Source organism: Sanguibacter sp. Z6_81 (assembly GCF_057180625.1).
On record NZ_JBXUFV010000001.1, the window covers coordinates 150,102 to 162,270 of the forward strand.

Annotated in this window: 9 protein-coding genes; 6 read left to right on the forward strand and 3 right to left on the reverse strand. The window is 72.1% G+C overall.

From position 1 onward, the window contains the following. Positions 1-48: 48 nt before the first annotated feature. On the reverse strand, positions 49-1,596 hold the full coding sequence (locus AC2AXK_RS00660; protein ID WP_484343403.1) for a GAF domain-containing protein: 1,548 nt from the start codon (positions 1,594-1,596) through the stop codon (positions 49-51). A 145-nt stretch (positions 1,597-1,741) separates the two neighbouring features. Here AC2AXK_RS00660 and AC2AXK_RS00665 point away from each other — a divergent pair, with 145 nt between their 5' ends. Beyond that, complete coding sequence (locus AC2AXK_RS00665) at positions 1,742-2,569, forward strand: HAD family hydrolase (RefSeq protein ID WP_484343404.1); 828 nt, start codon at positions 1,742-1,744, stop codon at positions 2,567-2,569. Positions 2,570-2,602: 33 nt separating this feature from the next. On the opposite strand, the gene AC2AXK_RS00670 is transcribed toward AC2AXK_RS00665, so the two are convergent. After that, entirely contained in the window at positions 2,603-3,757 is a 1,155-nt protein-coding gene (locus AC2AXK_RS00670) for a glycosyltransferase (RefSeq protein ID WP_484343405.1), read from the reverse strand. 484 nt (positions 3,758-4,241) lie between these two features. On the opposite strand from AC2AXK_RS00670, the gene AC2AXK_RS00675 reads away from it, so the two are divergent. Further along, the gene (locus tag AC2AXK_RS00675; protein WP_484343406.1) at positions 4,242-5,639 is read left to right on the forward strand and encodes an NAD-dependent malic enzyme; all 1,398 of its coding nucleotides are present in this window, start codon (positions 4,242-4,244) and stop codon (positions 5,637-5,639) included. 3 nt (positions 5,640-5,642) lie between these two features. Here AC2AXK_RS00675 and AC2AXK_RS00680 read toward each other — a convergent pair whose 3' ends face one another. Further along, on the reverse strand, positions 5,643-6,725 hold the full coding sequence (locus AC2AXK_RS00680) for an NADH:flavin oxidoreductase/NADH oxidase (protein WP_484343407.1): 1,083 nt from the start codon (positions 6,723-6,725) through the stop codon (positions 5,643-5,645). A 159-nt stretch (positions 6,726-6,884) separates the two neighbouring features. Here AC2AXK_RS00680 and AC2AXK_RS00685 point away from each other — a divergent pair, with 159 nt between their 5' ends. The 4 genes from AC2AXK_RS00685 to AC2AXK_RS00700 all read left to right on the forward strand — a co-directional run bounded on the left by AC2AXK_RS00685 (position 6,885) and on the right by AC2AXK_RS00700 (position 12,165). Continuing rightward, a complete protein-coding gene (locus AC2AXK_RS00685) occupies positions 6,885-7,718 on the forward strand; it encodes a formate/nitrite transporter family protein (RefSeq protein WP_484343408.1) in 834 nt (277 codons plus the stop codon). 64 nt (positions 7,719-7,782) lie between these two features. Beyond that, positions 7,783-9,777 carry an acetate--CoA ligase gene (gene acs / locus AC2AXK_RS00690; RefSeq protein ID WP_484343409.1) on the forward strand — a complete coding sequence of 665 codons (1,995 nt, stop codon included), beginning with the start codon at positions 7,783-7,785 and terminating at the stop codon, positions 9,775-9,777. Positions 9,778-9,784: 7 nt separating this feature from the next. Then, a complete protein-coding gene (locus AC2AXK_RS00695) occupies positions 9,785-10,678 on the forward strand; it encodes a hypothetical protein (RefSeq protein ID WP_484343410.1) in 894 nt (297 codons plus the stop codon). A gap of 86 nt (positions 10,679-10,764) precedes the next feature. Then, positions 10,765-12,165, forward strand: coding sequence for an outer membrane protein assembly factor BamB family protein (locus AC2AXK_RS00700; protein ID WP_484343411.1), 1,401 nt, complete (start codon positions 10,765-10,767; stop codon positions 12,163-12,165). Positions 12,166-12,169: the final 4 nt, after the last annotated feature.

Here is a 12,169-nt window from a genome sequence, read left to right on the forward strand (position 1 = left end):
CGCGCAGGGGCCCGGCTCGTCCCCTCCGCCCGACCCGGCGGTCCGCCCTCAGCCGAGGATGGCGCGCGTGGCGGCAGCCTGCTGGGTGAGCACTCCGCCGATGGCGACCTGGGTCTCGTTGACGCGCTCGACGACACCACGGATGTCCGCCAGCGCTGCGACGACCCGCTCGACCTGGTCCTGGATGGCGCGAACCTTGCGGTCCACCTCCGTCGTCGCCTCCGCGGTCTCGTTGGCGAGGTCCTTGACCTCCTTGGCGACGACCGCGAACCCCCGCCCGGCGTCCCCCGCACGAGCGGCCTCGATCGTCGCGTTGAGGGCGAGGAGGTTGGTCTGTGCGGCGATGCGCTGGATGACCTTGACCACCTCACCGATCTCCGCGCTCGACGCACCCAGCCCGGAGACCTCGACGTGGGCGTCCGCTGCGAGCCGCTCGCCGTCGAGCGCCACGGCACCCGCCGCCAGGACGTTGCGCTCCGCCTCGCCGATCGACGTGACGAGCTCCTCGGCAGCCGCCGCGAGCCGTGCTGACGCCTCGATCCGCTCGAGGGCCTGTCCGAGCAGGAAGGCGGTGTTGCGCAACGCGTCCTCACGACCCGGCGAGAGGGCCAGCGTCGTCGTCGCGAAGAAGTCCATGGTCCCCACGACCCGGCCGGAGACGAGGATCGGCAGGCAGACACCCGACCTGACGCCCGCGCGCCGCGCGACCGGCGCACGCACGCAGTCGGTCACCGTCCCGAGGTCAGGAGCGAACACCAGGTCCTTCGACCGCCACGCGCGGCCCGACAGCCCCACGCCCTCGACGAACGAGGCGGACCGGGTCACCGCGCGGAACTCCTCGCCCGCGTCCCCGGACTCCTGCACGAACCGTAGGGCGGTGTCTGCGGCGCTGATCGCCCAGTAGGACGCGTAGCTCCACCCGAAGCCGCTGCGGATCGTCTCGAGCGCATCACGCAGCGCGGTCTCGCGGTCGGTGGCGGCCGACAGCGCGCGCATCACGGCGGTGACCGCGGCGACGTCCTGACCCGCGTCGGCGTGCTGCTCCATGGTGGTCACGCGCTCGACGGCCTGGGAGACGAGGAGAGCGATGGACCGCAGGGTGTCGAGCCGCTGCTCCGACGGGACGAGCTCCTCCGTGGTGAAGAAGTCCATGGTCCCGGTGACGGCGCCGTCCTCGACGATCGGGAAGCAGATGCCGCTGCGGACCCCCACCCGCTGGGCGGCGGGTGCCCGGACGCAGTCGGTGAGCTCTCCGAGATCCGCGACGAACACGAGATCCTTCGCCTGCCACGCACGCCCGCTGAGGCCGACCCCCTCGGCGAACGACGCGGCGAGCGTGACCTCACGGAACTCCGCCCCGACGTCCCCGGACTCCTGGGAGAACCGCAGGACGCCGTCCTCGGGGACCACGTGCCAGGCCGAGCCGTACGCCCAGCCGAACTGCTCACGGACGGCGTCGAGCGCCGAGCGCACGGCGTCCTGCCTCGTCCGGGCGCCGGCCAGGGCGCGCAGGACGGCCGTGACGGCGCCCACGTCGGCCCGCGCCTCCGCGACGTCGGACTGCGCGGACGGTCGGCGGCGCGGCTTTCCCAGCATGGCGGGCTCCTGATCGTGGGGCGCGGTGTGCGCGGATGCGTCCGGCAGAGTTGAACATCGGTACTTGAGGCTTCAAGGTTGAGTGTGGGGCGCCTCCCGTTCCCGCGCATGGCGGGCGCACGTGCACTGCGTCACACCGCCACGCATGCGGCGTCCGGGCTACGCTCAGCGCGTGAACCCCGACCAGGCCCACAGCCCCACGGCCGCGTTCTTCGACCTCGACAAGACGATCATCGCGACGTCGTCCGCCGCGGCGTTCTCCCGCCCCTTCTACGCAGGCGGGCTCATCACGCGCGGCGCGGTGCTGCGCAACGCCTACGCGCACTTCCTCTACATGGTCGGTAGCGCTGACGCCGACCAGACCGAGCGCATGCGCGCCCACCTCAGCTCGATGGTCACCGGGTGGCCCGTCGACCAGGTGACGTCGATCGTCGCCGAGACCCTCCACCAGTACATCGACCCGTACGTGTACTCCGAGGCCGTCGACCTCATCGAGGAGCACCACGCGGCCGGGCGCGACGTCGTCATCGTCTCCGCGTCGGGGTACGAGCTCGTCGAGCCGATCGCCGCGGTGCTCGGTGCCGACCACGCGATCGCCTCGCAGATGCAGGTCGAGGACGGCAGGTACACCGGCCTCATCGACTTCTACGCCTACGGGCAGAACAAGGCGACGGCCATCCGTGACCTCGCGGAGGAACGCGGGTACGACCTCGAGGGGTCCTACGCATACTCCGACTCGATCACGGACGCCCCGATGCTTGAGGTCGTCGGGCACGGGTTCGCCGTGAACCCCGACAAGACCCTGCGCCGGCTCGCCGCGGAGAACGGGTGGGAGGTCCTGACGTTCGACCGGCCCATCGCCCTGAGCCGCCGGATCTCGCCACGCACGTCGGCCCTCACGGGCGCAGGTCTCCTCGCGATCGGGCTCGGCGCGTACCTCGCGTGGCGCGCGGTACGCGGCCGCACCCGCTGACGGGCTCCCGTCGCGAGGGCCGCCATCCGTCGGTCACGAGAGCGGTGTCCGGGCCAGGCGCTGGTCGATGTGGTCTGCTGCGGCGGCGGCACCGTCGACGTCGGCCAGGCGGGCACGCAGGTCGTGCGCCCTGCGGTGGAGCCGCTCGTCGGAGAGCACCTGCCGCACCGCGGCCGAGAACGCTGTGCGTCCGACCTGGTGCGCAGTGACGCGGATCGCGTTGCCGAACTCCACGCAGTCGTCGATGTTCCACCGCTGCTCCATCTGCAGGCCCATCCCGACGAACGGCTTCCCGCTGAGGATCGCGGTCTGGACCGTCCCTTCCCCGCCGTGGATCACCGAAGCGTCGACGAGGTCGCCCATGCGATGGGCCGGGAGGAGCCCGCACACGTGGACGTGCGGGCCCAGCTCGGCGAGGTCGCCCGGTTCCAGATAGTGGGTCACCGGTGCGACGACGGTGACCGGCATCGCCGAGAGAGCTGCCAGGACGCGGCGCACGAGGCGGCGGTTCCCGGAGCTGCCCATCGCGAAGTACACGACAGGCCGGCCGGCTGACCGTGCGGAGGCGACGGCGTCGAGGATGCTGGCAGGGACGTCCACGTCGAGCCGCGCGTAGACGGGCCCGACCAACCGGTAGTCGTCGGGCAGCTCGTGGTCGCGGAGGAATCCGGACACGGACGCGACGAGGTTGAGATCGGCGTCGAGCGCCTCGATGGTCCGGCGCGGCAGGGTGATCCCGTACTCGCGCGCCACGACCCGGAACGCTCGGGGCTTGACGGTGATCCGCTCGGCGGCGGCGCGCAGGGCGCGTGCGGCGAGCACGTTCACCGCACGGTGCACGACGTGGTGGCCCGGCAGGAGCGGCAGAGTCGTCATCTGGCGGATGTGCGGCAGCGAGTAGGCGAAAGGCTTGACGTACACGAGCGGGATGCGGGCGATCCGCGCGGACAAGAGCTGGCTGAGCGTCGTGCCGATGACGACGACGTCGGCCCCGACCCGATCGATGAGCGCGAGCTCGTGGTCGACGCGCGTCCGGACGGTCGCCGTCGTGAACGGGTGCCGCACGCCCCTGCCCTGGTCGACCCTGACGAGCTGGTCGGCCTGCGCGTCGGTGAGCACGGGCTCGAGCGGGTGGTACTCGAACCCGGCCGAGCGCACGAGGTGCGCGTAGCGGTGCGAGTACCCCATGAAGACGCACTCGTGCCGGTCACGCAGCGCCCGCGCGACCTCGATGGCGCGGGTCGTCTCAGCAAGGTTGAAGGTCTCAGGGGCGAACAGTGCGGTACCCAGGGCGACGGCACCTCCTCGTGAGGACGCTGGCGACGCGGGGACGGTGGCGACGCGGGGACGGTGGACCGACCCTACGGGAACCGCCGCCTCTCGTCGCTCACGGGGCCCGGAGGGGTATGGACGGCACCGGGCAGGCGATCGGCAGACGCCGTCCCCCTTCCCATATCCGCCGAGGAAGGGTAGAAAAGAAGGACAACAGCACACGGAGATCGGAACCCACGCGCGAACAGTCCACGTCACGGACATGTTGACCGGGCTGGCCCCGTAGCAACAACGATGATGCACGCCTGATACCCGATCTCCCGCTGGCGGACGGCGCCCCCTCACCGGGGTGCCGTCGGTGTGTCCGGCCGAGGCCGCCGCACGCCGCTAGTGTGGCGAGATGAACTCAGCGCCGAGCGTCTCCTCGTCGATCACGGTCCGACTCGAGGTCCAGGCCCGGCCCACGGCGGTGAGCGAGCTCACGACGTCGATCGAGCAGACCGGCGGCATCGTCACCGCGCTCGACGTCACGGCGTCGGGCCACGAGCGCATCACGGTGGACGTCACGTGCGCCACCCGTGGGGACGACCACGCGACGCAGATCGTCGACGGCCTGCGCGCCCTGCCCGGTGTGACCGTCGGTCCGGTGAGCGACCGCACCTTCCTCCTGCACCTGGGCGGCAAGCTGCAGATCGAGTCGAAGGTGCCCATCCGCAACCGCGACGACCTCTCGATGATCTACACGCCCGGCGTCGCCCGCGTCTGCGAGGCGATCGCCGCGAACCCTGCCGACGCGCGTCGGCTGACCATCAAGCGGAACACCATCGCGGTCGTCACCGACGGCACCGCCGTCCTCGGCCTCGGCGACATCGGACCGCTCGCCTCCCTGCCCGTCATGGAGGGCAAGGCGGCGCTGTTCAAGCGGTTCGCGGACATCGACGCGTTCCCCATCGCGCTCGACACGACGGACGTCGACGAGATCGTCGCGGCCGTCAAGGCCATCGCTCCCGTCTTCGCGGGGATCAACCTCGAGGACATCTCCGCCCCTCGGTGCTTCGAGATCGAGCGCCGGCTGCGCGCCGAGCTCGACATCCCGGTGTTCCACGACGACCAGCACGGCACCGCGATCGTCGCGCTGGCCGCGCTGACGAACGCGCTCAAGGTCGTCGGCAAGGAGCTCCAGACCGTACGGATCGTCCTGTCCGGAGCGGGCGCGGCCGGGACGGCGGTGCTCAAGCTGCTGCTCGCCGCCGGGGCGCAGGACGTCGTCGTCGCCGACATCGCCGGTGTCGTGTGCCGCGAGCGCACGAGCCTCGAGCCGTCGTTGCAGTGGATCAGCGACCACACGAACCCGCGCGGGGTGAGCGGGACCCTGCGGGACGCGATGGTCGGCGCGGACGTCTTCATCGGCGTCTCCGCGCCGGACGTCATCACCGGCGACGACGTCGCCCGGATGGCCGACGGCGCGATCGTCTTCGCGATGGCGAACCCACGGCCGGAGGTCGACCCGGACGAGGCCGCGAAGCACGCCGCGGTCGTCGGGACCGGGCGCAGCGACTTCGCGAACCAGATCAACAACGTGCTCGCCTTCCCCGGGGTGTTCCGCGGGCTGCTCGACGCCCGGTCGCACGAGGTGACCGACGACCTGCTGCTCGCCGCCGCGCGTGCGCTCGCGTCCGTCGTCCACGACGACGAGCTCAACGCGACGTACATCGTCCCGAGCGTGTTCAACCCCCAGGTGACGACGCTCGTCGCAGCAGCCGTCGAGGCCGCGGCCTCCGTGGTGCAGCCGGCCTGAGCGTTACTCCCAGGCCCCGCGGGCGTACTGGTCCGGCCAGCCCGCCTCGCGCCGCGGCACGCCGAGCTCGTGGGCGGCCCGCAGCGGCCACATCGGGTCGCGCAGCGCCGCGCGCGCGAGCATGACGGCGTCCGCGGACCCGTCGGCGAGCACGGACTCGGCGTGCGCGGGATCGGTGATGAGCCCGACCGCGCTGACCGGCAGACCGGACGCCTCGCGGATCTCCCGCGCAGCGGCGACCTGGTACCCGGGGCCGACGGCGATGTCCGCAGGCGCGGCACCCCCCGTCGAGACGTCCACGAGATCGACGCCGCGGGTGGCGAGCTCCTTCGCGACCTGCGCGACGTCGCCCACCTGCAGGCCGTCCTCGCGCCAGTCCGTCGCCGAGACGCGCACGAGCAGCGGCTTGTCCTGCGGCCACGCGGCCCGGACGGCGTCGACCGTCTCGAGCAGCAGGCGCGCCCGGTTCTCGAGCGACCCGCCGTAGGCGTCCGTGCGCGTGTTCGCCAGGGGCGTGAGGAACTCGTGCAGGAGGTATCCGTGGGCCGCGTGGATCTCGACGACGTCGAACCCGGCGCTCAGCGCGAGGCGGGCGGCGGCCGCGAACTGCTCGGGCACGGCCGCGATCTCCTCGGCCGTCATCTCGCGCGGCGGGCTGTACCCGGGGAACGCCTCGGCCGACGGGCCAACGGTCTCCCAGCCACCCTCGGCCACGGGGACCGTGCCCTGGGACGGCGCCCAGGGGCGGAACGTCGAGGCCTTGCGCCCGGCGTGGGCGAGCTGCGCGCCGATGACCGCCCCCTGCTCGTGGACGAACCGCACGACGGGCGCCCAGGCGTCGGCGTGCTCCTGGGACCACAGACCCGCGTCCTGCGGGGTGATGCGCCCCTCGGGCACGACCGCGACGGCCTCGGTGAGGAGGAGCCCGAACCCGCCCTGCGCACGTGCGCCGAGGTGGACGAGGTGCCAGTCGCCGGGCATCCCGTCGACCGAGGAGTACTGGCACATCGGCGCGAGCCACACCCGGTTGCGGATCGTCAGGGAGCGGAGCGTGAGCGGCTGGAAGAGCAGCGGTGAATCGGTCATGTCGTGGGCAACGACGCCCGGCGCCCCTCGATTCCCGGCGTCCATCCTCGGGACGCCGGGCAGGGATGCTCCGCCCCCCGCACGTTTGCACCCGCGGGGAGCCCTCGCGTCGGGCCGTTGGTCCCGCGAGCGTCCCGGAGGGCGCGGGATGCTTGGTCCGTGCTCACGATCCCGCAGACCCTCGCCGCCCAGCACGAGTCCGCCGTCGCCAAGGTGGCCGCGACCCGCCGTCCGCTCGCCTATGCCGTGCAGTCGATGCTCGCAGGCGCCTACATCGGGGTCGCGATCGTGCTCATGATCAGCGCCGCCGGACCGTTCCTGGCCGCGGGGTCGCCCGCCGCGAAGCTCGTCTCCGGTGCGGTGTTCGGCATCGCCCTCACGCTCGTCGTCGCCGCTGGCGGTGAGCTCGTCACGTCGAACATGATGACCCTCACCCAGGGTGCGCTCGCGGGCCGCATCACCTGGGTCGGCGGCGGGGTGACCCTCGCGTTCTGCTTCCTCGCCAACCTCGCCGGCGCATTCGTCTTCGCCGTCCTCGTGCACGTCTCAGGAGTCGCTGCTCCCGGCACCCCGGCCGGGGCGATGCTCACCTCGCTCCTGGAGCTCAAGGGTGGCCTGACGACCCCCGAGCTCTTCGCCCGGGCTGTCTTGTGCAACGTCCTCGTCTGCCTCGCGATCTGGTCCGCCGTGCGCCTCACGTCGGAGGTGGCGCGGCTCATCGTCATCTTCTGGTGCCTCCTGGCGTTCATCGCCTCCGGGTTCGAGCACGTCGTGGCGAACATGACGGTGTTCGGCCTCGGCCTCGTGGGCGGCCTCCCCGAGACCTCATGGCTGGAGCTCGCACGGAACATGGGGGTCGCCGGCCTCGGCAACCTCGTCGGTGGGATCGTCGTCGGGCTCGGGTACGCGGTGTCCGCCGGACCGCTGCGTGCGGACAGGTCTCCGGGCGAATCGGACGGCGCGCGCCAGCAGGTGTGGCGCGCGACACACTAGACTGCCGCCGGGGGCGACCACTCCCACCGCCCGCACCAGCGTCGATGCGCACCGGAGGTAGCTTGTGTCACAGGACAACCAGGGTCTCGAGAACCTTCTCCACGAGACGAGGACCTTCCCCCCGAGCCAGGAGTTCGCCGCCCAGGCCAACGCGACCCAGGCCCTGTACGACGCGGCCACCGGCGACCCCGTGGAGTTCTGGGCGGAGCAGGCCCGCTCGCTCCTGACCTGGCAGAAACCGTTCACCGAGACGCTCGACTGGTCGGGGGCGCCCGTCGCGCGGTGGTTCGCGGACGGCACCCTCAACGCCGCCTACAACGCGGTGGACCGGCACGTCGTCGAAGGCCGGGGCGACCGCGTCGCCCTGCACTTCGAGGGCGAGCCCGGTGACACCCGGACCGTCACGTACTCCGACCTGCTGCGCGAGGTCTCCCGTGCCGCGAACGTCCTGTCGTCGCTCGGCGTCGAGCGCGGCGACCGCGTCGTCATCTACCTCCCGATGCTCGTCGAGTCCGTCGTGGCGATGCTCGCGTGCGCGCGCATCGGCGCCCCGCACTCCGTCGTCTTCGGCGGGTTCTCCGCCGACGCCCTGCGCAGCCGCATCCTCGACGCGGGGGCCAAGGTCGTCATCACGGCCGACGGGGGCTACCGCCGCGGAGCGCCCTCGGCGCTCAAGCCCGCCGTCGATGACGCGATCGCCCCCCAGGAGGGCGCTCCGGCGACGACGATCGAGCACGTGCTCGTCGTGCGCCGCACCGGTCAGGACGTCGCCTGGACCGACGGCCGGGACGTGTGGTGGGACGAGGCCATGTCCGCGGCCGACGTCGAGCACACCCCCGAGTGGGTGGACGCCGAGCACCCGCTGTTCATCCTCTACACCTCCGGCACCACGGGGAAGCCCAAGGGGATCCTCCACACCACGGGGGGGTACCTCACCCAGACGGCGTTCACCCACCGCAACGTCTTCGACCTCAAGCCGGAGACGGACGTCTACTGGTGCACCGCAGACATCGGATGGGTCACGGGGCACAGCTACGTCACCTACGGGCCGCTGCTCAACGGCGCCACCCAGGTCATCTACGAGGGCACGCCCGACTCCCCGCACAAGGGTCGCTGGTGGGAGATCGTCGAGAAGTACAAGGTCTCCATCCTCTACACGGCGCCCACGGCCATCCGCACGTGCATGAAGTGGGGCCGGGAGATCCCGGACCAGCACGACCTCACGTCGCTGCGGGTGCTGGGCTCTGTCGGAGAACCCATCAACCCCGAGGCATGGATGTGGTACCGCGAGGTCATCGGCGGAAACCGCACACCCATCGTCGACACGTGGTGGCAGACGGAGACCGGCGCGATCATGATCTCGCCGCTGCCGGGCGTCACGGCAGCGAAGCCGGGCTCGGCGCAGACCCCGCTGCCGGGGATCGCCGCAGACGTCGTCGACGACGAGGCACGGCCGGTGCCCGACGGCGGAGGCGGGTACCTCGTCCTCACGCAACCGTGGCCGTCGATGCTGCGCGGCATCTGGGGCGACCTCGAGCGGTTCAAGGACACCTACTGGTCGCGCTTCAAGGACATCTACTTCGCGGGGGACGGCGCGAAGAAGGACGAGGACGGCGACGTCTGGCTGCTCGGCCGGGTCGACGACGTCATGAACATCTCCGGCCACCGTCTCTCGACGGCGGAGATCGAGTCGGCGCTCGTCTCGCACCCGATCGTCGCGGAGGCTGCCGTCGTCGGCGCTGCGGACGAGATGACGGGCCAGGCCGTCGTCGCGTTCGTCATCCTCCGCTCGGAGTTCGCCGAGGACGCCGTCCAGGACGACGTCCAGGCCATGCTGCGCAACCACGTCGCGAAGGAGATCGGGCCGATCGCCAAGCCCAAGCGCATCCTCGTCGTGCCCGAGCTGCCCAAGACGCGCTCCGGCAAGATCATGCGCCGGTTGCTGCGCGACGTCGCGGAGAACCGGGTCGTCGGGGACGCGACGACCCTCGCGGACTCCTCGGTGATGGACCTCATCTCCAGCGGGCTGGCGAAGCCGTCGGCCGCGAGTGAAGGATGATGTCTGGATGACAGATCACTCCGTCGCGACGCCCACCGACCCGTCCGTCATCGACTCGCTCGCCCGCAAGGCTGTCGGGGCGGTGGACGAGACCGACTCGGAAGCGCGCTGGCGTGCCCTGTGGCGGCGTGTGCTGCCGCTCGAGCGATGGTTCTTCGTGAAGGACGCCTCGCCCGGTCTCCGGTCGGTGACGGTCACGGCCAACGGCAAGCCGGCCCTGCCCGTGTTCACCGACCTCGAGCGGGCCGTGGCGTTCGCCGAGGACGGGCGCGGGGGCGCCGACCAGGTGTTCGCCTCGCCGCCCTCGGAGATGCTCGGGGCTGCGGACCAGCTCGCGGCTGCTGGCGTCGAGATCCTGCTGTTCAACCCGAAGGACGCGGCGTTCGGCGCACCGCCGGCGGTCGTGCGGGCCCTGGCCGAGGCGGTCATCGGGCCTGTGGGTGGCCCGGGCCGCACCAACGCGGCTGCGGGTGTCGTCACGGCGATCGACCGCCTCGCGTTCGATGCCCGTGCGCGCGCCGGTGACAGCTCCGCGCTGGGTGCACTGTGGAGCGCCGTGTTCGCGCTCGACCGCTGGTACTTCGTGCCACGCGGCGAGGGCGAGGCCATCCAGCCGTTCGCCGTCAAGATGGAGCAGGGGACCGCGGTCCTCGCCTTCACGACGCCGGCGCGCGCGCGGGCCTATGCCGAGCTCCGGGCGCTGGAAGACCCCGAGCGGATCCTCGCGATCCCGCCCGCGGCGGCCGTCCACGGGTTCGCGCACCCCTCCTCGGCGATCGCCGTCATCCACTTCGACACGCAGCACGGTGCGTTCTTCGCGCCGGTGGCGGACCTCACGTCGATGTACCGGGCAGCGACGGGGTCGGACCTGCCCGAGGAGGCCGCAGAGCCGACGACCTGAGCCGTCCGCCGATCACCCGGAACCGTCGAGGGCCTGGACGGTTCCGGGTGGTCCGCCCGGTACGTCCCGTCCGCTACGCTCCGACCGTGCCCGGACAGCCCTCGTTCCCCCCGCCCCCGCCCGCAGGTCCCGGCGCACCGCCCGGGCCGCCGGTGCACACCGCACGCCAGCAGCGGCCGGTGGTCGCGTGGGTCGTCGCGCTGGCACTGACGCTCGTCGCCGGTGTGCTGGCGACGCTGGCGCTCACCGGTGTCCTGGGCGGAGCGGACGTCACGGACGCCGCCGAGACCCGGCAGGACGACGAGCCGTCGGCCTCACCGTCCGCCCAGCCGTCCGCCCCACCGAGCGACACGTGGGCCCCTGCTGCACCCTGGACGCTGACGGCTGCGGACCTCGAGGAACAGGGCGTCGTCGTCGACGCGACGCACACGGTCCTGCTCCCCGAGGCTGCCGGCCCTCCCGTCGTCGACAGGGTCGTGCTGCTCGCGGTCTACGGGACCAACGCGATCGCCGCCCTCGTCGGCATCGACGCCGTGACGGGCGACCGCCTCTGGAGCGAGAGCGTCCCGCAGTCCGACGGCCTCACCGGGTGCTCCGCGATGCTCGAGACCTTCGCGTGCACGGGCATGCGGAACACCGGCGAGTATGTCGTCGTCACGGTCGACCCGCGCACGGGCACGAGCGCAGACCTGTGGTCGGGCACAGCGATCGGAGCGCCACCGCTCCTCTCCTCCGAGCGGGTCCTCGTCCACGAAGCCGGCGGCATCACCCTGCTCGACGCGACCGGGAAGGTCCTGTGGGAGCGCGACGGGGATCCGGGAGTGAGCCTCACGGACGAGCACGTGCTCGTCGCGGGAGAGGGCTCGACGCTCACCGTGCTCGACGCCGCGGACGGCGCGGAGGCGTGGAGCGCCCCCAAAGAGGGTTCGGGCCACTTGTTACGCCTCCTGGCCGACGGAGCCGTGATCTCGCAGACGGCGGACACGACCGTCTGGCTGGACCCGGACGGCACGGAGCTCGTCCGGCATCCGGGCAGCAGGTCCACCGTGGTGTGGCCCGGTGAACCGTCGCCCGAGGTCCTCGTCGTGACCGACGGGTCGACCGCGCACGGCTACGCCACGTCCGACGGCGAGTCGCTCTGGTCGGCCGACGTCGCCACGGACGGCTCGCCGCGCCTCGTGGGCGACGCGGTGGTGTTCATGAGCGTCGACACGGTCGTGGCGCTCGACCTGGACGACGGCTCGGCACGCTGGTCCATGGACGTGCAGGCACCGGCCCGTGCGTCCAGCGACGGCACCTCCTACGTCGTCCAGGAGGGCGGCACGGTCCGGTCGTTGTCCCCGGAGGACGGATCGGTCCTGTGGTCGCTCGACGCTGCGGACGTCGGCATCGTCGACCTCGGACGCGTGACGAGCTTCGACGGGCTCGTCGCGCTCACCGGCGCCGACGCCGACGGCCTGCTTGTCGTGCACGTCGTGCGTCCCTGACGTC

What these genes read in the sequence shown, in the direction of transcription:
- AC2AXK_RS00660 (WP_484343403.1), bottom strand. Translation starts at nt 1,596, where the DNA reads ATGCTGGGAAAGCCGCGCCGCCGACCGTCCGCGCAGTCCGACGTCGCG.
- AC2AXK_RS00665 (WP_484343404.1), top strand. Translation starts at nt 1,742, where the DNA reads ATGCGGCGTCCGGGCTACGCTCAGCGCGTGAACCCCGACCAGGCCCAC.
- AC2AXK_RS00670 (WP_484343405.1), bottom strand. Translation starts at nt 3,757, where the DNA reads ATGGGGTACTCGCACCGCTACGCGCACCTCGTGCGCTCGGCCGGGTTC.
- AC2AXK_RS00675 (WP_484343406.1), top strand. Translation starts at nt 4,242, where the DNA reads ATGAACTCAGCGCCGAGCGTCTCCTCGTCGATCACGGTCCGACTCGAG.
- AC2AXK_RS00680 (WP_484343407.1), bottom strand. Translation starts at nt 6,725, where the DNA reads ATGACCGATTCACCGCTGCTCTTCCAGCCGCTCACGCTCCGCTCCCTG.
- AC2AXK_RS00695 (WP_484343410.1), top strand. Translation starts at nt 9,785, where the DNA reads ATGACAGATCACTCCGTCGCGACGCCCACCGACCCGTCCGTCATCGAC.